The organism is Hymenobacter sublimis (genome assembly GCF_023101345.1).
In the GTDB taxonomy this organism is placed as follows: domain Bacteria; phylum Bacteroidota; class Bacteroidia; order Cytophagales; family Hymenobacteraceae; genus Hymenobacter; species Hymenobacter sublimis.
This window is the reverse complement of sequence record NZ_CP095848.1, coordinates 2,062,936-2,081,708: the sequence shown is the minus strand read 5'-3', so window position 1 is coordinate 2,081,708 and position 18,773 is coordinate 2,062,936. Positions and strand designations below refer to the sequence as shown.

18 protein-coding genes are annotated in these 18,773 nt (G+C 61.0%); 5 read left to right on the top strand and 13 right to left on the bottom strand.

Annotation, left to right across the window (positions count from 1 at the left end; all coding sequences use genetic code 11):
- Positions 1-46: 46 nt before the first annotated feature.
- The 3 genes from MWH26_RS08795 to MWH26_RS08785 all read right to left on the bottom strand — a co-directional run bounded on the left by MWH26_RS08795 (position 47) and on the right by MWH26_RS08785 (position 2,379).
- Positions 47-982 carry a hypothetical protein gene (locus MWH26_RS08795; RefSeq protein WP_247976907.1) on the bottom strand — a complete coding sequence of 312 codons (936 nt, stop codon included), beginning with the start codon at positions 980-982 and terminating at the stop codon, positions 47-49.
- A gap of 78 nt (positions 983-1,060) precedes the next feature.
- Entirely contained in the window at positions 1,061-1,582 is a 522-nt protein-coding gene (locus tag MWH26_RS08790) for an acyl-CoA thioesterase (RefSeq protein ID WP_247976906.1), read from the bottom strand.
- Positions 1,583-1,725: 143 nt separating this feature from the next.
- Positions 1,726-2,379 carry a protein-L-isoaspartate(D-aspartate) O-methyltransferase gene (locus tag MWH26_RS08785; RefSeq protein ID WP_247976905.1) on the bottom strand — a complete coding sequence of 218 codons (654 nt, stop codon included), beginning with the start codon at positions 2,377-2,379 and terminating at the stop codon, positions 1,726-1,728.
- Positions 2,380-2,597: 218 nt separating this feature from the next.
- Here MWH26_RS08785 and MWH26_RS08780 point away from each other — a divergent pair, with 218 nt between their 5' ends.
- The 3 genes from MWH26_RS08780 to MWH26_RS08770 all read left to right on the top strand — a co-directional run bounded on the left by MWH26_RS08780 (position 2,598) and on the right by MWH26_RS08770 (position 4,976).
- The gene (locus MWH26_RS08780) at positions 2,598-4,013 is read left to right on the top strand and encodes a sugar transferase (RefSeq protein ID WP_244696232.1); all 1,416 of its coding nucleotides are present in this window, start codon (positions 2,598-2,600) and stop codon (positions 4,011-4,013) included.
- Between the two features lie 111 nt (positions 4,014-4,124).
- Positions 4,125-4,715 carry a riboflavin synthase gene (locus MWH26_RS08775; protein ID WP_247976904.1) on the top strand — a complete coding sequence of 197 codons (591 nt, stop codon included), beginning with the start codon at positions 4,125-4,127 and terminating at the stop codon, positions 4,713-4,715.
- Positions 4,716-4,769: 54 nt separating this feature from the next.
- The gene (locus MWH26_RS08770; RefSeq protein ID WP_244696230.1) at positions 4,770-4,976 is read left to right on the top strand and encodes a hypothetical protein; all 207 of its coding nucleotides are present in this window, start codon (positions 4,770-4,772) and stop codon (positions 4,974-4,976) included.
- Positions 4,977-5,033: 57 nt separating this feature from the next.
- On the opposite strand, the gene MWH26_RS08765 is transcribed toward MWH26_RS08770, so the two are convergent.
- The 4 genes from MWH26_RS08765 to MWH26_RS08750 all read right to left on the bottom strand — a co-directional run bounded on the left by MWH26_RS08765 (position 5,034) and on the right by MWH26_RS08750 (position 7,763).
- Positions 5,034-5,633 (bottom strand): phosphatase PAP2 family protein, encoded by a 600-nt coding sequence (locus MWH26_RS08765; RefSeq protein ID WP_247976903.1) that lies wholly within the window; start codon positions 5,631-5,633, stop codon positions 5,034-5,036.
- Positions 5,630-6,586, bottom strand: coding sequence for an oxygen-dependent coproporphyrinogen oxidase (hemF, locus tag MWH26_RS08760; protein ID WP_247976902.1), 957 nt, complete (start codon positions 6,584-6,586; stop codon positions 5,630-5,632). The genes MWH26_RS08765 and hemF overlap by 4 nt, the downstream gene beginning before the upstream one ends.
- A gap of 147 nt (positions 6,587-6,733) precedes the next feature.
- Positions 6,734-7,174 (bottom strand): DUF4279 domain-containing protein, encoded by a 441-nt coding sequence (locus MWH26_RS08755; protein ID WP_247976901.1) that lies wholly within the window; start codon positions 7,172-7,174, stop codon positions 6,734-6,736.
- A gap of 58 nt (positions 7,175-7,232) precedes the next feature.
- On the bottom strand, positions 7,233-7,763 hold the full coding sequence (locus MWH26_RS08750; protein WP_247976900.1) for a GNAT family N-acetyltransferase: 531 nt from the start codon (positions 7,761-7,763) through the stop codon (positions 7,233-7,235).
- A 118-nt stretch (positions 7,764-7,881) separates the two neighbouring features.
- Here MWH26_RS08750 and MWH26_RS08745 point away from each other — a divergent pair, with 118 nt between their 5' ends.
- Positions 7,882-10,008, top strand: a complete 2,127-nt coding sequence (locus tag MWH26_RS08745; RefSeq protein WP_247976899.1) for an alpha-ketoacid dehydrogenase subunit alpha/beta — start codon at positions 7,882-7,884, stop codon at positions 10,006-10,008.
- Positions 10,009-10,128: 120 nt separating this feature from the next.
- Here the strand turns inward: MWH26_RS08745 and tamL are convergent, their stop codons facing one another.
- On the bottom strand, positions 10,129-12,816 hold the full coding sequence (gene tamL, locus MWH26_RS08740; protein ID WP_247976898.1) for a translocation and assembly module lipoprotein TamL: 2,688 nt from the start codon (positions 12,814-12,816) through the stop codon (positions 10,129-10,131).
- Between tamL and MWH26_RS08735 the strand changes: the two genes are divergently transcribed.
- Positions 12,807-13,562 (top strand): TrmH family RNA methyltransferase, encoded by a 756-nt coding sequence (locus MWH26_RS08735; protein ID WP_247976897.1) that lies wholly within the window; start codon positions 12,807-12,809, stop codon positions 13,560-13,562. The genes tamL and MWH26_RS08735 overlap by 10 nt on opposite strands.
- Positions 13,563-13,744: 182 nt before the next feature.
- Here the strand turns inward: MWH26_RS08735 and MWH26_RS08730 are convergent, their stop codons facing one another.
- The 5 genes from MWH26_RS08730 to MWH26_RS08710 form a co-directional block, all read right to left on the bottom strand.
- A complete protein-coding gene (locus tag MWH26_RS08730) occupies positions 13,745-14,899 on the bottom strand; it encodes an outer membrane beta-barrel protein (protein WP_247976896.1) in 1,155 nt (384 codons plus the stop codon).
- Positions 14,900-14,925: 26 nt separating this feature from the next.
- Positions 14,926-15,732, bottom strand: coding sequence for a hypothetical protein (locus MWH26_RS08725; protein WP_247976895.1), 807 nt, complete (start codon positions 15,730-15,732; stop codon positions 14,926-14,928).
- Positions 15,713-16,300 (bottom strand): RNA polymerase sigma factor, encoded by a 588-nt coding sequence (locus tag MWH26_RS08720; protein ID WP_247976894.1) that lies wholly within the window; start codon positions 16,298-16,300, stop codon positions 15,713-15,715. Before MWH26_RS08720 ends, MWH26_RS08725 begins: the two co-directional genes overlap by 20 nt.
- A gap of 270 nt (positions 16,301-16,570) precedes the next feature.
- On the bottom strand, positions 16,571-16,930 hold the full coding sequence (locus MWH26_RS08715; RefSeq protein ID WP_244696222.1) for a CoA-binding protein: 360 nt from the start codon (positions 16,928-16,930) through the stop codon (positions 16,571-16,573).
- 148 nt (positions 16,931-17,078) lie between these two features.
- Positions 17,079-18,653 carry an NAD(P)/FAD-dependent oxidoreductase gene (locus tag MWH26_RS08710; protein ID WP_247976893.1) on the bottom strand — a complete coding sequence of 525 codons (1,575 nt, stop codon included), beginning with the start codon at positions 18,651-18,653 and terminating at the stop codon, positions 17,079-17,081.
- Positions 18,654-18,773 lie beyond the last annotated feature (120 nt).

The window sequence follows — 18,773 nt, the reverse complement described above, 5'->3', positions numbered from 1 at the left end:
TTTTTGTAACCAGGCATCAGCCAGAACATACATTTTAAGACCCTAACTACGCCATAAACATGCGTTGCACGGCCTGCCAGAGCTGTTTTTTGCGGCCGGCATCGTATTCCAGCATGCTGATTTCACTGGCGCCTAGAAAAGCCGTGTCGCCAAACAGCAGCACGGGCTCGTAGGGTTGGGTAGTGTACACGGCTACGTCGAGCAGGTTTTTGCCAAAAGCCAGAAACTGCTTGGCCGCTAGGTGCTGGCGCAAGCTGCACAAGGCCACTGGGTAGCTAGGGTGCTCCACGTTCACCAGCACCACGTCCTCCACAATCAGGCGCAGCGCTTTGAGCAGGTTGTTCAGAAACACGTTACGCGGCACCTTGCGGAATTCTTCCGGGGAGAGGCGCACCAGTACCACCAAGCCGTTGGCGTTGCTGCCCAGGGTAGAAAACGGAATGTGCGCCACCGGCGACTGGGTAGGCGTGGGTTGCACGCGGCCAGCGGGGGCAGCCGTTGCGGCCGGCAGTTGCGCCAGGGTCAAGGTAGTTGGCTGGCGGCCAGCCTCGGCGGCGGCAGGCTTGGGAGTCGCTACCGGCGCCGGAGCTGGCGTGGGTGGTAGTGGGGGCATAATCGGCGTAGGTGGTACTGTCGGGTTAGCCGGGGTAGCAGCCCTGCTGGTGGGCACCGGCGCAGTAAGCGTTGCCAAGGATGGTAGCTTGGCTGGGCTAGTTGGTCCGAGTACGGGCGCCGCTACCGGAGCGGCCGTTACGGCTGCTAGCACTGCTGGTGCTGCTACTGCTGCGGGAGCCAGCACGGGCACATCAGTAGTAGTAGCAGCAGTAGCAGCACCTGAAGCAGCGGCGCTAGTACCCGCAGTGGAGCCAACGGTACTGGCCGCCGGGGGTAGTGCTGCGCTGGGGCCAGGCTCCGTTACCACGTAGAGCGGAGCATCCGTGTAGAAGTTCTGGAAGAAGGCGAGGGTAGAGGCAGTGTCCATCGGCAGACGAAAAAGGAAGGCGGGCAACGGGAGGCCTGCTCAGGGCTAAGATTCTGGTGCGCGGCCTGAGTGGCAGGTTTACTGCAGGTCAAAAAGGGCTTTCAACTCCGTCGCCTCGTGTGGGCTCATGCGCCCTCCGAGTACCAGCCGGAGCTGACGGCGGCGCAGGGCCCCATCGTAGAGCGCAATTTCCTCGCTTGTTTCGGCTACTGCCTCCGGCACATCAATCGGCCGGCCCGACTGGTCTACTGCCACAAAAGTGAAAAAGGCTTCGTTGGACTTAATTTTGGTGCCGCTGGGAATGTCCTCAGCCCACACGTTAATGTGCACTTCCATGCTGGAGCTGAAGGAACGGGTCACCTGGGCCTCCAGGGTTACCACGTTGCCCAGCTTGATACTTTCCCGGAAGGAAACGTTGTCGACAGAAGCCGTTACGACGATGCGGTTAGAGTGACGCTGGGCCGAAATAGCGGCGGCAACGTCCATCAGGTGCATCATGCGGCCCCCCATCAGGTTGTGAAGCGTGTTGGTATCGTTAGGAAGCACAAGTTCGGTCATCCGAACGAACGAGTCTTTGACGGGCTTTTGTTTGCGCAGCATGCAGAAGAAACTTCAGAAATAAACTGCCGCAAAGATACACGCCCTGCTTAATGCCGGCACCTCGGAGGGGCAGCTTTCCTGCTTCGGTAAGGGGTAGCACACGGGAAGAGGAGCCGCATAACCTCCGGCCTGCTTGTAGGCGCTTACTTGCCCCACCCAGCCTGCCCCAGCAAAGGCACAAATCGGAACTCCTCCAGTACCTGCCGGGAAAACTCTTCCTCACTTTCGCGCACCACACGCATCATGCGCTGGGTTTGCTCGTCGCCGACGGGAATGACCAGGGCCCCGCCCACACGCAGCTGCCGCAGCAGGGGGCGCGGCAAGGTAGGCGAGCCGGCCGTCACCAAAATTTTATCGAAGGGGGCGTGCTGAGGCAAGCCCAGGGAACCGTCGCCGCAGAACAGGTGGGCCGGCCGGTGCAAAGCAGCCAGGCGACGGGCCGTGCGCTCAAACAGCACCTGGTTGTACTCAATGCTGAACACGTGCGGAGTCAGCTCCAGCAGCACGCAGCACTGGTAGCCCGAGCCCGTCCCGATTTCCAGCACCCGCTCGCCGGGCCGCACCTGCAGCAGCTCCGTCTGGTAGGCTACCGTGTAGGGCTGGGAAATCGTCTGGCCCTCGCCAATGGGAAAGGCCTTGTCCTGGTAGGCGTGGGGCTCGAAGGCCGTTTCGAAAAACAAGTGGCGCGGCACCGTGCCCAGGGCCAGCAGCACCTGCTCGTCGCGGATACCTTTGCGGCGCAGTTCCTCCACCAGAGCGCGGCGCATTCCACGGTGACGGTAGGTATCAGCGGGCATAGGAACAGAACAAAACGAACCGGAAGGCGGGAGCAGGAGATACTGGTGGGGGTGGAGTTGCCGGGCTACCCGCGCAGATTGCGGGTAATTCCTACCTTTGCGCGCCTCCGGAAAACTGGGCAGCCCGGGCTGGCTGCGTGGTAGTGGAACGCGAAATTACGGCTTTAGACCCATAAAATTACCCCGTTTGCCGGTTCGCCCGGTTAGTTTCCGTACTCTTGATTCGTACTCTCCAAAAACTGAAGCTGATAGCCGCCGACTTTGGGGCCGCCCTGCTGGCGTGGATGTGCTTTTTCCTGCTGCGCAAGTACCTGCTTCAGGAAATCAGCGTCGACTACCGCTTCGCCGCCGATGCGCCTTTCCTGGCGGGCTCGGCCCTGATGATAGCTGCTTTCTGGACCGGGCTGTACGCGCTGATGGGGGAGTACAACGATATTTTTCGCAAGTCCCGCCTGGCCGAGCTGATCCGGCTGGGGCAGGTGTCGGTGCTGGGAGCCATCCTGATTTTCTTCGTGCTGCTGCTCGACGACCAGGGCGTGCAGAACTACCGCAGCTACTACAAAACTATTTCGGCCTACTTCCTGCTGCACTTTACCCTGACGGCCGTGCTGCGCCTGTGGGCCATCAGCAGCGTGCAGCGCTTGGTGCGCGGGGGCGTTATTACGTTTAACACCCTGCTGGTGGGTTCGGGCGCCCTGGCCCGCGACACGTTTCATGAGCTGCAGCGCACGGGCCGGCACCTGGGCCTGCGGCTGGTCGGCTTCACGCCCCTGGGTGAGGTAGTAGACCCCACACTGGCCGCGGAGCTCACGGCCTATAACTCGTACCGCCGTCTGCCCGCTCTGGTCCGGACTCTGCAGGTAGAGCAGGTTATTATTGCCATTGAGCCCTCGGAGCACCGCGTGATTGAGGAGATTCTGACCTTGCTGGAGGGCCTGCCCACCCGCATCAGCATCCTGCCCGACCTCTACCAGATGCTGCTGGGCTCAGTGAAAGTCAGCCACGTGTTCGGCACCCCGCTCATCGAAATCAAACAGGACTTGCTGCCGCCCTGGCAGCGCGTGGTCAAGCGCCTGCTCGATGTGGTAATGTCGGTGTTGTTTCTGCTGCTGGCCTGGCCGGGTTACGCCTTCACGGCCGTGATGGTGAAGCTGTCCTCGCCGGGGCCGGTATTTTACTCCCAGGAGCGTATAGGTCGGCACGGGCAGCCGTTTCGCATCTATAAATTCCGCTCCATGTACGTGGATGCTGAGAAAGCCGGCCCGGCCCTGAGCTCCGACCACGACCCGCGCATCACGCCCTGGGGACGCTTTATGCGCAAGATGCGGGTAGATGAGCTGCCTCAGTTTTGGAACGTTATCCGGGGCGACATGAGCATTGTGGGGCCTCGTCCGGAGCGGCAGTTTTTCATTGACCAGATTATGCAGGTAGCGCCCCACTACCGCCATTTGCACCGGGTACGGCCCGGCCTTACCAGCTTGGGCCAGGTAAAATATGGCTACGCCGAAACGGTAGCGCAAATGGTAGAGCGGCTGAAATTTGACATTCTCTACATCGAGAACATGAGCCTAGCCATGGATTTCCGCGTCCTGCTCTACACCCTCAAAATCATCATTGAAGGACGAGGGAAATAAGTAATAAATAATAATGAGGAATGAGGAATGAAGAATTAGGCTAAAGGTTGTTGATGCTCCATCATTCCGCTGATTCTTCATTCCTCATTCTTAATTCTTCATTCCAGTCATATGTTCACCGGCATCATCGAAACCCTGGGCACCATCCAGGCCGTGCGGCGCGAAGGCACTAATATTCATTTCACCGTGGCCTCGGGCTTTGCTGGCGAGCTGAAAATCGACCAGAGCGTGGCCCACGACGGCGTCTGCCTGACGGTGGTAGCCGTGGACGGCATGGCGGGCACCCACGTGGTAACGGCCATCGATGAAACCCTGCAGAAAACCAACCTCAGCCAGTGGGCGCCCGGCAAGCGCGTCAACCTGGAGCGCTGCCTCTCGGCCAATGGTCGCTTCGACGGCCACATTGTGCAGGGCCACGTGGACCTTACGGCCGAGTGCGAAAGGGTAGAAGACCAAAATGGCTCCTGGCTGTTCCGGTTCCGGCATGAGCCAGGTCCGGGCCGCGTAACCGTCGAGAAGGGCTCCATTTGCATCAACGGTACCAGCCTAACCTGCTTTAACAGCACCGACGATGGCTTTAGCGTGGCCATCATTCCCTACACCTACGAGCACACCACCTTCCAGGACCTGCGCCCCGGTCATCGGGTAAACCTGGAGTTTGATATTGTGGGCAAGTACGTGGCCAAATTGCTGGGCAAATAAGAGAACCGCGGGCCGTAGGCTACGTACCTGAAAAGGTACTATCCGCTGAAAACCATGTCGAAACGCGAATTAATCGAGCCCACCCCGGGCGACAAGCGCTACGTGCGCCGTAACGAGAAAGGCGAGTTCACCAGCACCGTTGATTTGAACCGCTCCCTGTCCCAGGACGATCGGCACAACTCCAAAGTAACCAGTAAGCCCGGCCAGGGCGACCAAGGCGACGGCCACACGGGCAACCGCAAGCCTGCTGGCAAAAAGTAGTTGAGGTAATAATACAAAGGCGTCTGTACCAGCCGGTACAGACGCCTTTGTGCTGAATTAGTGTACCCGCACCCGGTCGGCGGGGTGGGCCGCTGGCCACCAGCGCGGAGCCAGGTGCTGGTAGGCACGGGCGCAGGCCCAGGCTGTAAGGGAGCCCAGCAGAGCCCCCGCGGCGACATCGGAGGGGTAGTGGGCACCCAGGTACATGCGGCTGTAGCTCACGATGGCGGCCCAAAGCACCAGCATCACCTTAACGGCCCGGTAGCGAGTAGGCAGCAACAGGCCCAGAAAAACGGCCAGGGCAAAAGCGTTGGCCGCGTGCGAAGAAAGGAAGCCAAACTGTCCTCCGCAGCCGTTCACCAGGTTCAGCGTGGCCGAAAGAGCCGAGTCGTGGCAGGGCCGCAGGCGGGCAAAATAGGGCTTGAACAGGCGGCTGGAAATTAGGTCGGCCAGGGCCACACTCAAACCCAACAGGGGCAGTAGCAACAGGGCGCGGCGCTGGTAGAGGTAGCTCAGCACCACTAGCAGCACGAAGTAGGCCGGAAACCACACTAGTCGCTCCGAGAAGAAAATCATCCACGCATCCAGCTTGGGCGTGTGGTGGGAGTTGGCGCCTAGTAGCAGCCAACGGTCCAGGGCTTGCAGGCGTTCGATCAAGCGGCAGGGGGCGGCTGAGGTAGCCAGTCAACGCCTTGGCGCAGCCACTGTTGGGTAGCGGCCTCGGGCGAGCCGGGCTCGGGTTGGAGGTTGTAGTGCCACTCACATTGGGGCGGCAAGCTCATCAGGATGCTTTCGGTGCGGCCCCCGGTTTCTAGCCCAAAGCGCGTGCCCCGGTCAATGGCCAGGTTAAACTCGGCGTAGCGGCCCCGGCGCACCAGCTGCCACTGCTTCTGCTGCTCGGTGAAGGGTAGTGCCGCGTTGCGGCGCAGCAGCTCCACGTAGGTGCGACCATACACTTCGCCCACAGCCCGCACGAAGGCAAACAGGGCCTCGGCCTCCGCTTCTTTACCCACAATAAGCCGGTCGAAGAAGATGCCTCCGATACCGCGGGTTTCCTGGCGATGCGGGATAAAGAAGTATTCATCGGCCCACTGCTTGAAGCGGGGGTAATAGGTGGGGTGGTGCTGGGCACAGACTGCGGCAATTTGCTGGTGAAACCAGCGGGCCTGCTCCTCATCCACGTAAATCGGGGTCAAATCCAGTCCACCGCCAAACCAGGCTTCGCCAGTGGCCGACTCGAAGTAGCGCACGTTCATGTGGGAAATAGGCACTTGGGGGCTGCGCGGGTGCTGCACTACTGAAACGCCGGTGGCAAAGTAGCTGGGGTCGGGCATGAGCAGCACGCGAGCGGCCTGCTCGGTCATGGTGCCCTCCACGGCCGAGAAATTCACCCCGCCTTTCTCAATGATGTGGCCCCCGGTGAGCACCCGGGAGCGGCCGCCCCCGCCGCTGTGATGCTGCCAGGCATCTTCCCGGAACCGGCCCAGGCCATCGGCGGCTTCGAGTTGCTGGCAAAGCCAGTCCTGAAACTGACGCATCCACTGCTCCACCGTGTCGCGGAAGCGCGGCTGGGACGTGGGGGTAGGAAAGGCTAATGGGGAACTGTGCATGCTTAGGAAACTGGCGCGGACCATTACGGCCAACCAACCTAAAATAGGAGGTAGGACCGTTGCAATTTTTAGGCCGCAAAGGTAGGAGTTATGCCGCGTTTGGAAAGCTCGCGTTTTAGAAGGATACTGGGAATGAAAGAAGACAAGCTATCCTCTCAGCCTAGGCGGATGCTTCGAAAAGCAATATATGTCTACATCGAATTCAGCCCGCAGCAAATGCAGCAGGTCGCGGTGGCGACTTTCCAAATGGACGCTGGGAATACTTTCTCCATTGCGGAAATAAATATTCACTGCACATTTAATTTCACAGGTATATCGGTGGCAGAGTGCAATGAAAGCTTCTTGCCGGGCTGTTACTATTGCTAGTAACGTATCCATCTGTTCTTCAAAGTCAGGCAATGATTTTTGGTCCGTGTAGGCGTGGACTAGCCATCGATTTATAGGAGACTTGATAGCGCTCGAACCTGTTTTTTCTCCTTTTCGATAAAACTTGCTCGGTTGCATACCCAAAATAGCGCTAAGTTCTTCAAGTGAAATATCATCGAAGTCACGAATCTCCAAGCTTACTTCTACATGATTATTTCTCACATGCATCAAAGGGAACACAGTTGATAGAACAACGTGTAATAGTGCAGCAAAACGGCCCTTACTCTGCGCCTAGAGGCTTGCGCAGCAAGAGCAGCTCCAGTTCCTGCCGCGGAATGCCGAAGCGGGTATCGGTGGGGAAAGCCGCGGTTTCGCCGGTGCGCTGGAAGCCGTGGCGCTCGTACCAGGCCAGCAGCTCGTCGCGCACGGAAATCACCGAAATCAGGATACTGGTGCAGCCCAGCTGCCGGGCGTGGTTTTCAGCGGCAGCCAGCAGAAACTTGCCCAGGCCGCGGGCTTGCTGGGCCGGCTCCACGGAGAGCATACCCAGGTAGAGGTCGGGCATTTGGGCCTTTAGGTATACGCTGCCCAGCAACTGGCCTTCGGGGCTGCGGGCCAGCAGAAAGGTAGCGCCCGGCGCCTGCAGCAGCTCCCGCACATCCTCGGCGTCGGTGCGCTGCCCATCCAGCAAGTGGGCCTCCGTGGTCCAGCCCTGGTGGGAGGCATCGCCGCGGTAGGCGCGGTTCACCAGCAGGAGCAGGTCGGGCAGATCGGTTTCCGTAGCGGCCGAGAGGGTAAGAGAAGCAAGCATGCCGCGAAGGTAGAAGGCCAAGAGGGAAAATGCCTGCGCCCACGTGGTGAAACCCCGCCGGGAATTCTTCCTGCCACTTATTCATTGCGTAATTTCGCCGGTAAACCCACCCCCATCCATGTTCTCGCAACCCGCCCCGACCCTGGAATCCGATTTCACGACTGCCCGCCCGGGCCGCAACACCCTGCGCCGGGCCTACCGCCTGATGCGCACGGCCGATGAGCTGGCCCGCCTCTACGAAGAAAACAAGGCCGTTACGGCCCGCTACGTGCACGCCACGGCCCGCGGCCACGAGGCCATTCAGCTGGCCGCCGCCTTCCACCTCACGCCCCACGACTACGCCGCGCCCTACTACCGCGACGACGCCTTGCTGCTGGGCCTGGGCCTGGAGCCTTACGAGCTGATGCTCCAGCTCATGGCCAAGCGCGACGACCCTTTCTCGGGCGGCCGCACCTACTATAGTCACCCCTCCCTGCGCCGGGCGGGCGTGGCCACCATCCCGCACCAAAGCTCCGCCACCGGCATGCAGGCCATTCCGGCTACCGGTATGGCGCACGGCATCAAGTACTTGGAAGGGCAGGGGCTGCCGCCAGTGGGCTCGGGCTCGGCCGTGGCTACCCCCGCTATGCCGCCCGTGGTGCTATGTTCCATCGGCGACGGGGCCATGACGGAGGGCGAGGTAGCCGAGGCCCTGCAAATGGCCGTGCTGCACCAGTTACCCATTATCTATCTGGTGCAAGACAACGACTGGGGCATTTCGGCCACTAGCCGGGAAATGCGCGCCATGGATGCCTATGAATTTGCCGCCGGCTTTAAAGGGCTGCACCGCTTGCAGTTCGATGGGGCCGATTTTCTGGCTAGCTACGCCGGTATGCAGCAGGCCACTGACTACGTGCGCCAGCGGCGCGGGCCGGTGCTGGTGCACGCCAAGTGCCCGCTACTGGGCCACCACACCAGCGGCGTGCGTCGGGAGTGGTACCGCGGCGACAACCTCGCCCAGCATACCCTCCAGGACCCGCTGCCCCGCTTTCATCAACAACTCCTGGAACTGGGTTTTGAGGAAGCCGACTTGCAGGAGCTGGGGGCCGAAGCCCGCGCTACCGTGCAGGCCGACTACGAACGGGCCTTGGCCGCACCCAATCCCGACCCGGCTACCTTCGCCGACCACGAGTTTGCTCCGCCGGCCGTGACAAAGGAAACCGGGCAGCGCAGTCCCGCCGGCGCCGACAAAGCCCTGATGGTGGATGCGGCCCTGCACGCGGTAGATGACATTCTGCGCGAATTTCCGGAGGCCTTGTTCTATGGTCAGGACGTGGGCGGCGAGCTGGGCGGCGTGTTCCGGGAGGCGGCCCTGCTAGCCAAAAAGTACGGCGACGCCCGCGTGTTCAACACGCCCATTCAGGAGGCCTACATAGTGGGTAGCACCGCCGGCATGAGCGCCGTGGGGGCTAAAGCCATTGTCGAAATTCAGTTTGCCGACTACATCTGGCCCGGCCTCAACCAGCTGGTGGAGGAATTAAGCAAATCCTGCTACCTCTCCAACGGCAAGTTTCCGGTGCAGAGCCTGATTCGGGTGCCGGTGGGCGCCTACGGTGGGGGGGGGCCCTACCACTCGGGCTCCGTAGAAAGCACCCTGCTCACCATCCGGGGCATTAAGGTGGTATACCCCAGCAACGCCGCCGATATGAAGGGCCTGTTGCGCGCCGCCTTCCTCGACCCCAACCCCGTGGTGCTGCTGGAGCACAAAGGCCTGTACTGGAGCAAAGTTCCTGGCACCGAAGACGCCAAAACCGTGGAGCCCGAAGCGGGCTACGTTATTCCCCTGGGCAAAGCCGCCGTGGCCCAGGAAGCAGACGCCACCAAGCTGCGCCAGGGCGAAACCTGCGTGGTCATTACCTACGGCATGGGCGTGCACTGGGCCAAAACGGCCAGCAAGCAGTTCCCGGGCCAAGTTGAAATCCTGGACCTGCGCACCCTCAACCCTCTGGATTGGGAGGCCGTGCAGGCCGCCGTGCGCCGCCACGGCAAAGCCCTGATGCTCACCGAGGAGCCCTTGCTGAACTCCTTTGCCGAGAGCCTGGCCGGCCGCATTCAGCGCCATTGCTTCCAGCAGCTCGATGCTCCCGTGTTCACCCTCGGTGCCGCCAACCTGCCCGCCATTGCCCTCAACGTGGAGCTGGAAAAGCAAATGCTGCCCAACCCCGACAAAGTAGCCGCCACGCTAGCTGAGCTGCTAGGGTATTAGGTAAAATGGTAAACTAGTAAATTAAAAAGCCCGTCATCCTGCGCAACGCGCAGGATGACGGGCTTTTTATGTGGGTGCTCAGTTTTTAACTCACTTAGTCACTCCTTTATCCATTCACCATTAGAAGGGGTAGCCGATGCCAAGGTTAAAGGCGGTTTGATCCTCCGCCAAGCTGAACTTGCGGATGGCCCACTTGCTGCCGGGCGCGGTCGGGTCGTACACTTTCGTAGCCACGTCCAGACGTAGGATCAGGAAGGTGAAATCAAAGCGGAAGCCGATGCCAGAACCCACCGCAAACTGCCGGTAGAAGTTGTTGAAACGAAAAGTGGATTGCTGCTGACGTTTACGCTGCTCTTCTTGTTGTGCCGGCGTCTGGTTCGGGTTAATAGGCTGGCTGCGCAGGGTCCAAACGTTGCCAAAGTCCGTAAATACCGCCCCTTTAATAAAGCTGTAAAGAGGAAAGCGAAACTCTACGTTGCCCTCCAGCAGCAGTTCGCCCGGTTGCTCTAGATTATAGTCTCGTACGGGCCGCCCGTTTACTTTCAGAAGCGAATCTGGCTGTGCAGGATCGTATTTGTATTGCGTAGCGGAGCCCGGACCCAAGCGGCGGGGTTTCCAGGCCCGCACGCTGGAGCTACCGCCCGCAAACAGGTACTTGTCGTAGGGAATCAGGTAGGCGGTTTCATCGCCTACCGTCGCCCCAGTTTCGTCTCTAGTTACGATGCGGGTGGAGGTGAGGGCCGTAGCGGCGCCCGCCGCCAGCCGGTACACAAAGTAGGAGTTGGGGCCCAGCTTATAATAGCGGCGGTAATCAGCCGTGAACTTGGCGAAGTCGTAGGTTTTCAGCCGGTTGGCCTTGGGGTTATCCTGGTTATTAATCAGCGGCTCCTTTTGGTAGAGGCTGCGCGTGAGGCCGCCTAGCTCCCCGAACAGGCGTAGGTAATATCCGTCGCGAGTTTGGTTGAAATCGTTGGAATTATAAATGGAGGTAGCGTTGAAGCTGGGAATAAACAGGTTATCGAAGCTGCGGTACAACGGGGAGCCCTGCTGAATCAGCAGGTTCTGCAGAATGGTCGCAAACTGCTCGTTCACATCAGCGGTGCGGATGATGCTCACGTCCACCGGCGTCAGCACAAACTGGTGAAACGCGGAGCGCTGCCAGATGTAGTCAAAGGTGCCCTCGGCGTTGGTGCGGGTGTATTCCGGGCGGTATACGTACGTGTAGGTGGCGTTGAAACGGGTGCGCGGGTTGTACTGGCTGAGGAAGCGGTTGGCCCGCCACGGCACCAGAAACTGCGGCAGCACCAGGTTCACGTTGGCTCCCAGCTGGGTAGTGAGCACGCTCTGCCGGTCGGTTACGTCCTCAATTGGGCCGGTTAGGCTATACTGGCCTTCGAAGCCCGCCCGCAGGCCAAACTCCAGAATTTCGGCCCCGCCGAACACGTTGCGCACCTTGAGGCGCACGTTGCCAAATGGCCCAATCCGCTCGGCCACGGAGGTAGCCCCGAACTCGGAGGTTTCCTGAAATTTCTTGGCCGGCGAGGCATTGACGGTGGCATCGAGCAGGCCCCGGGCCGAGTCGGCTGGGGCCTCCGGACCGCGCACCCGGCGGTAGGTTACGGTGCTGAAGCGGAACATATCCAGGCCCGAGAGCTGGCGCTGGGTCAGCTGTGTGTTGCTCAGGCTGTAGGCGTCGCCGGGGCGCACGGCCAGTTTCAGGTCCAGGGCCTTGGTGCTGAACTTGTGCTGGTAGGCCAGGTAGTACACCGAGTCGCGAATGATGGTATCGCGCTGCTGGCCGAAGCGCACCAGGCCAGCATCGGCTATAAAGTTTACCCGCCGCACCGTGTACAGGCGGTGCTGCTCCCCACGGGTAGGTTTGGCTACCATTGTGCGCAGGCGCACGGTGGTGGGGGCAAAGCTGGTATCGGCTTCCAGGGTAATATACTGGGAGCGGAAATCGTAGAAGCCCTGGTTTTTGAGCAGGTTTTCCAACCGGCTGCGCTCAGCCCCGATTTGCTCCTCATCGTACTGGTCACCCACCCGCAGCAGGCTCTGGGGCTGACTCAGCAGCACGCGCCGGGAAATGGTCGTGTCGGCAATGTCGTAATCGAGTTGGGAGTAACGAAACACCGGCCCCTCCTGAATGCGGTAAGTCACCGTCACGCGCTGGGAGTCAGCGTGGAAGGGGGAGCGGAGAGTAAAAATGCGCAGGGGCGAGAACATCCGGGTCGGCACGGTATCCGTGGCCGAAACCGAGCTGCGGAAGAAGCCCTTGGACTTCAGAAAAATCCCGAGCTGGTCTACGGAAGTAGCCGTCAGCGACGAATCGTAGATAACCGGGGGCTCGCCCAGGCGCATCACGGCGTTGCCCTTGTCCAGGGCCAGCTGATGGCGGCGGGTGTGCCGCTCGCGCTTGGTGAGCAGCTTGCCTACTTCCGCCGAGTCGGTGCCGGCGGCCTTGATCAGCTGGTCGTAGTGGGTGCGGTCTTCCTGGAGCTTGCGCTGGATGCGCTCGGCGTTATAAAACGAGCGGCCTAGCTGGTAGATGGCTACCTTTGGCAGCGGAAACGTACTGTTGGGCTTCTGCTGCACCAAAGTTTGCAAGCGCTCGGCATCGGCCTTTTCCGTGCCTTCCACCTTCACGCGGCTCAGCAGGCGCTGGCCGGGCTTAAGCAGGCGCAGGGGCGAGCAGCCGCTCACCCCGCCCGCTACCAGCAAGCTGCTCAGCGCCAGACGAGTGAAGTTTTTTCCTGACCAGAGCCCCCACCTGGAGGGCCTACCGTTAATCTGCGAATATGATTTCAAAAGCAGTAGCGAAATACGTGCACGCGCTGCACCTGAAGAAGTACCGACTCCGGCACGGCGCCTTCCTGGTGGAAGGGGGCAAAAGCGTACGGGAGCTGCTAAGTTCCGGGATTCTAACGGAACGGCTCGTGGTTACGTCTGAATTCGCTGAGAAAATCCGGCCAGATATTCCGGCGGGCCTACCCGTCGATGTAGTGTCGGAGGAGGAGCTCACCCGCTTGGGCACACTCAGCACCAACAACACGGCCCTGGCCGTGGCCCAGCTACCCCAGGAAAAGCCCCTGCAACCCACTGCCGGACAGCTTTTTCTGGCCCTGGACGAAGTGCGCGACCCGGGCAACGTGGGCACCCTCATCCGGCTGGCCGACTGGTACGGGCTGGCCGGGGTCATCTGCTCCGAAACCTGCGCCGACCCCTGGGCACCTAAAACCGTGTCGGCCACCATGGGCTCGTTTACCCGCGTACCCGTCTGGCAGCGCGAGCTGCCTGCTTGGCTCAGCAGCCTACCCTCCGAGCTGCCCGTTTACGGCGCCGACCTGCACGGCGACAACGTGCACCGCCTGACCTTGCAGCCCACCGGCGTGCTGGTCATGGGTAGCGAAAGTCACGGCCTCACGTCCCCCGTAGAAGCCTGCCTGACCCAGCGCCTGCACATCCCCGGCCGCGGCCAAGCCGAAAGCCTCAACGTAGCCGTGTCCGCCGCCATCCTGCTGGATAATTTCTACCGGCATACGGTGGGTGAGTGAAGTGGTGTCATGGCGAGGGTACCGAAGCTATCCTTCCTGACCAAAATGCTTCCCCTAGAAATGTAATAAGCCCTTGACGTATGGTAGCGTCAAGGGCTTATTACATTTCTAGGCTATTCACTGAGAAGAGGACGGATGGCTGCGCTTCGCTCACCATGACACCTCACTTATTCATCACCTCACTATTGCAGCAGCGATACGCCGAAGCTGAGGGTTTGGGCTTGGGGGCCGCGGTTATTCTTGAACGTTTCGTTGAGGTTGTACTTGGCGAAGAGGTCGAGGCCGCGGATGCCGATGGTGCCTTGCAAGCCATATTGGAAGTCGGCTAGGTTGTAGGAGCCGCGGTCCTTGTCCTTTTTGGTGTTGCCATTGTCTTCGTACTTGATTTTGGTATGGGAACCCAGGCGGTAGCCCACGAACCCGCCGGCCCCAATGCGGAAGGCGTCGCGGCCCTTTTTGTTCTTAAAGTCCAGCACGGCCATCAGCGGCAGATTGATGGTGGAAACGGCCAGCTTGCTTTTCTGCAGTTCCCGGTCGGGGTTGGTGGCATCTAGGGCCACAACCGTGCGGTTGCCGGACTCTATAAACTGCAAGTTCTTGTCGAGCATGTAGTTGTTAAAAGCCAGCTCCGGACCGGTGAGCAGGTGCAGGGGCGAGCCTTTCTTACCCACGCGGATGTCGTAGTGCCAATTCAGGCTAAGGTAGCGCGAGCCAATGGGGCGCAGGTCGAAATCCTGGCCGCCTACTGGGGTTTCGCGGTTTACCAGCGTGTTCAGACCCAGGTCAATGTTGAAGTTGCTGTGTACGGCGCGGTTGTGCCGCTCCTCCTGCCGGGCCTTGCGCTGGGCATTGCGGATGGAATCGGAGGTAGGCGAAGTGCCTACCCGCACCGACACGTGGTCATTGCCGCCATCCGTGCTTTCGTCCACTGTCACGCCAAACACGCGGCCCAGGGTAACGTCCACGTGGTCCGCGGATTTGGTTTTGCTGCCGGGCCCTTGGTTGCGTACCGTAATCCGGATTTGTTCGGGTACCTGCTTGCCGGGCTGCTCCTTGGCCGGGTAAAACTCCAGGGTTACCTGCTCCGATTTGGAGTTTTTGCCCGCCGCTTCGGCCTGGGTGATGTAAGCGTCAAGTAGTACAATCAGGGAGTCGAGCTTGTACTGGCGCATTTGCCGGAGCTGGGCCTTGTCCTTGACGTAGAGCGTCATGGTGGCTTGGTTGGGCAGCTTAACGAGGATGGTGTCGTCGTTGCTGGGGTGGCCTGCGGCCCGGGCGGTGCTGGCCGTAGTCAGCGTCAGCAGCAAGAAGGCGAGGAGAGCAAAAAAGCGTTTCATAAGAAAAGGCGCGAAAAGCGGGAGAGTTAGAGTTGGATGGTCTTGGTAAGCGTGTGGCCGGCTACCCGGGCTTGCACCGTCACCGTTTCAGGCAGCCCAGCATCGGTTAGGCTGACCCGCTCGCCCTTCACGGCATTGCGGGCCTGCCGGAGCAGGGAAGTCAGGCGGGGGCGATGGGTGGGCGTAGCGGCAACGGCTGAAGCAGGTGCCGCGGGCCGCACTTCTACTTCAATGGGGCCGGTAAGGGCCACTGTGGCCGCGGGTAAGGTAGTAGGCCGGTCCAGCTCCGGGTCGGGCGTTGGCTCAGGGAGCGTCGGGCGGCTCGGGGTGGGAGCCGGAGCGTTAGCCAGGGCTAGCTGGCGCGCTGCGGCCGGGGTAGAAGCGCGGGGCCGGGCGGGCCGGCGGCTCGCAGCAGCGGGGTCTGGTTGTACACCCCGAGACCGGGCTTGCTGGGAGGGAGTTGCAGTGGCCACTACAACGGCTGGCTTATTGGCCTGGGCTTCTGAGGGGCTAGATGGGAAAACCAGGGGAGCGGTTGCCTGAGAGGAAGAATTATTCTCTGCTTGTTTAGAGGTAGCAGGTGCCGCCGGACGGGGCGTGGCAGCAGCCATCTGCGGGGTGCCGGGGCGACTGGGATTGCCGCCCGTCAGTACCCACCAGGCCCCGCCCAGCAGGGTGAGCAGGGCCACGGCCGCGGCGGCCAGCCACAACACGGGGCGCTTGCGGCGGGGCTGCATCTCGGCCTCAATTTCGGCCCAGACAAAAGCGGGTGGGGTAGGAGCGTGATCCGCAAGCCGGTCGCGAAACAGCTTATCAATATCTTCCGACTGCATACAATTCTTTCGGTGAGGAGGTGGAGGCGGCCGGTTGGGCTTGCGCGTTGGCTACCGCGAGGCGGCGCTGGAGCATGGCCCGGGCCTTACTGAGCTGCGATTTACTGGTGCCCTCCGAAATACCGAGCAGCTCGCCGATTTCGGGGTGGGTGTAGCCCTCCAGGGCGTACAAGTTGAAAACCGTGCGGTAGCCGGCGGGCAGCTCGGCTAGCAGGGCCAGCATATCGTCGGCGTTGAGGCGACTTTCCGCTTCGGCGGGGGTAGTCGGCGTGTCGTAGGTCAGGTCGTCGATAGCTAGGTGCAGGGGCTCTTTGCGCCGCAACATCCCGAGGGCCTCATTCACGACGATGCGCCGAATCCAGCCTTCAAACGAACCCTCGTGCCGGTACTGATCCAGGGCCCGGAACACCTTGGTAAACCCCACAATCAGGGCCTCCTCGGCATCTTCGCGCCGCCGTAGGTAGCGCAGGCACACGCCCAGCATCAGTCCCGAAAACCGCTCATAGAGCTGCTTTTGGGCCCGACTGCTACCTTGGCGGCAGGCGGCAATGAGGTCGGCGTCAGTCACGGAAGGAGGCGTAAAGTTCAGATCAGAGCGAGGCGTTTGAGGGGCTAGATGGAAGCCGGAAGGTAGGGGTTGCCTGGGTAAGCAAGAATTTTTTATGGGGTAAGATGGAGAGGATTCTTAGCGAGAAGCTATAACACCCTCAACCGTCTTTCCCGCAGTGCTACCGACCTAAAACAGAACAAGCCCCTACCTCCGGGCTGGAAGTAAGGGCTCGTGGATGTAGGGTATAAAGAAGGAGACTAAATGGCCATTATGCCATCCATAATGCGCCTAATAATTGCCTACGCTCAGCATCACCAAAGTGCAGGCTTCTTCCGTGCGAATACCGCGCTGCTGGGCCAGCTCTTCCAGCTCCGGGTTTTCAGTGCCGGGGTTGAAAATGATGCGTTTGGGGTTGAGGTCCAGGATATAGTCGTACCAGCCGGGCTGGTTTTGCGGGCCTACGTAAAGCGTCACCGTGTCCACGTCGGTAGCAGCGGGGCGGTCAGTCTGGATGTTAAGGCCGGCTACCTGGCCCTTACGAATCCCCACGGGTACTACCTCGTGCCCATGGTTTTTAAGTTGGTGAACGGCGCGATAAGCGTAGCGGGAGGGGTTATCCGTAGCCCCAAGAACGAGGGTCTTTTTCATAAGCAGTACGCCATCAGCTAGTAGCTGTTAGCTAGCGTGTGAAGTGAAAACAATACAATAAAAGCGTGTACGCAAAACCTTGTGCGTAAGCTGCCGTCGGCAACGGCTAACGGCTAACGGCTAACGGCTAACGGCTAACGGCTAACGGCTAACGGCTAACGGCCGCAAACGCTGCTTCCGCGCACCGTTCCCCATCCATGGCTGCCGACACGATGCCGCCGGCGTAGCCCGCGCCTTCCCCGCAGGGGAAGAGGCCGCGCACCTCGGGGTGTTCCAGCGTGTCTCGGTCGCGGGGAATGCGCACGGGCGAGGAGGTGCGGCTTTCCACCCCCACAATCTGGGCCAGGTTGGTAGCGTAGCCCGGAATCTTGCGGCCGAAGTTCTGAAAACCCTGGCGCAGGCGTTCGGCCAAAGCTGGCCCCACCACCTGATCCATGGGCACCGACACGAGGCCAGGCTGGTAGCTGGTTTCCAGCAGCTCCGGCGACACCTTGCTTTTCAGGAAGTCGCCGAGGCGCTGGGCGGGGGCCAGTTGGGTGTTGCCGGCTAGGCGGCAGGCGCGTTGCTCAATTTCCTGCTGAAACCGCAAGCCGGCCAGGGCCCCGTGCTGGCGCACGTCCATATCCTCCAATTCCACGGCCGCCACAATGCCCGAGTTGGCAAAGCGCGAGTCGCGGCGGCTGGGGCTCATGCCGTTTACTACCACCTCGCCGGGCGAGGTAGCGGCCGGCACAATAAAGCCGCCGGGGCACATACAAAACGAGAATACGCCCCGCTGCTGGTTTTTCCACTGGGTTTGGTGCACCAGCGCGTAGGAGGCGGCGGGCAGCACACCCCGGTCTTGGCGGCGGTACTGAGCCTGGTCGATGAGGGCCTGGGGGTGCTCCACGCGCACGCCCAGGGCAAAGGGCTTGGCTTCGATCAGCACGCCCCGGCGGTGCAGCAGCTCGTAGATGTCGCGGGCCGAGTGGCCGGTGGCCAGAATTACTGCGTCGGCTTCCAGGGCTTGGCCGGTAGCCGTTACTACCCCGCGCAGGCGGTTATTTTCCAGGATGAGGTCATCGACCCGCGTATCAAAGTGAACCTCCCCGCCGGCCTGACGCACACTCTCGCGCAGGGCCGCCACCACGTAGGGCAGCTTGTTGGTGCCAATGTGGGGGTGGGCATCCACCAGAATATCGGGGGTAGCGCCGTGCTGCACCAGCAGGCGTAGGATGCGCTGGATGTCGCCGCGCTTGGTGGAGCGGGTATAGAGCTTGCCATCGGAGTAGGTGCCGGCCCCGCCTTCGCCAAAGCAGTAGTTGGAATCAGGGTTGACTACGTGCTCCTTGTTCAGGGCAGCCAGGTCGCGGCGGCGGGTGCGCACATCTTTGCCCCGCTCCACCACAATCGGCCGGATACCCAGCTCAATGGCCCGCAAAGCGGCAAATAGCCCGGCTGGCCCGGCCCCCACGATGATGACGGAGCGGCGGGCCCGGCTTACGTCCGGGTACTGAAACCAGGGGCCGAACAGGTCCGTGGGCGGGGGCGTTTGGTAGATGTCGGCGCGTAGGCGCACCAGGGGCTGGCGGCCGCGCGCATCAATGGAGCGCTTGCGCAGATGCACAAAATCGGCTTGGCCGGGTACCAGGCCTGCGGCATCGAGGAGGGCGCGGTAGCGGGCCAGCTCGTCGTAGGCTACCTCCGGCGGGAGCAGTAGCTCAATTTCTTGTTTCTCAGTCATAAAAAGGGTGAAAGGGAGTTAGCCTTTGAACCGGTAACAGGGGTAACGGAGCGCAAAGATACGCAGCTAAAAACAGCCTCAGGCCTTGCGGAATCCATTTTAGGTTCCGCAAGGCCTGAG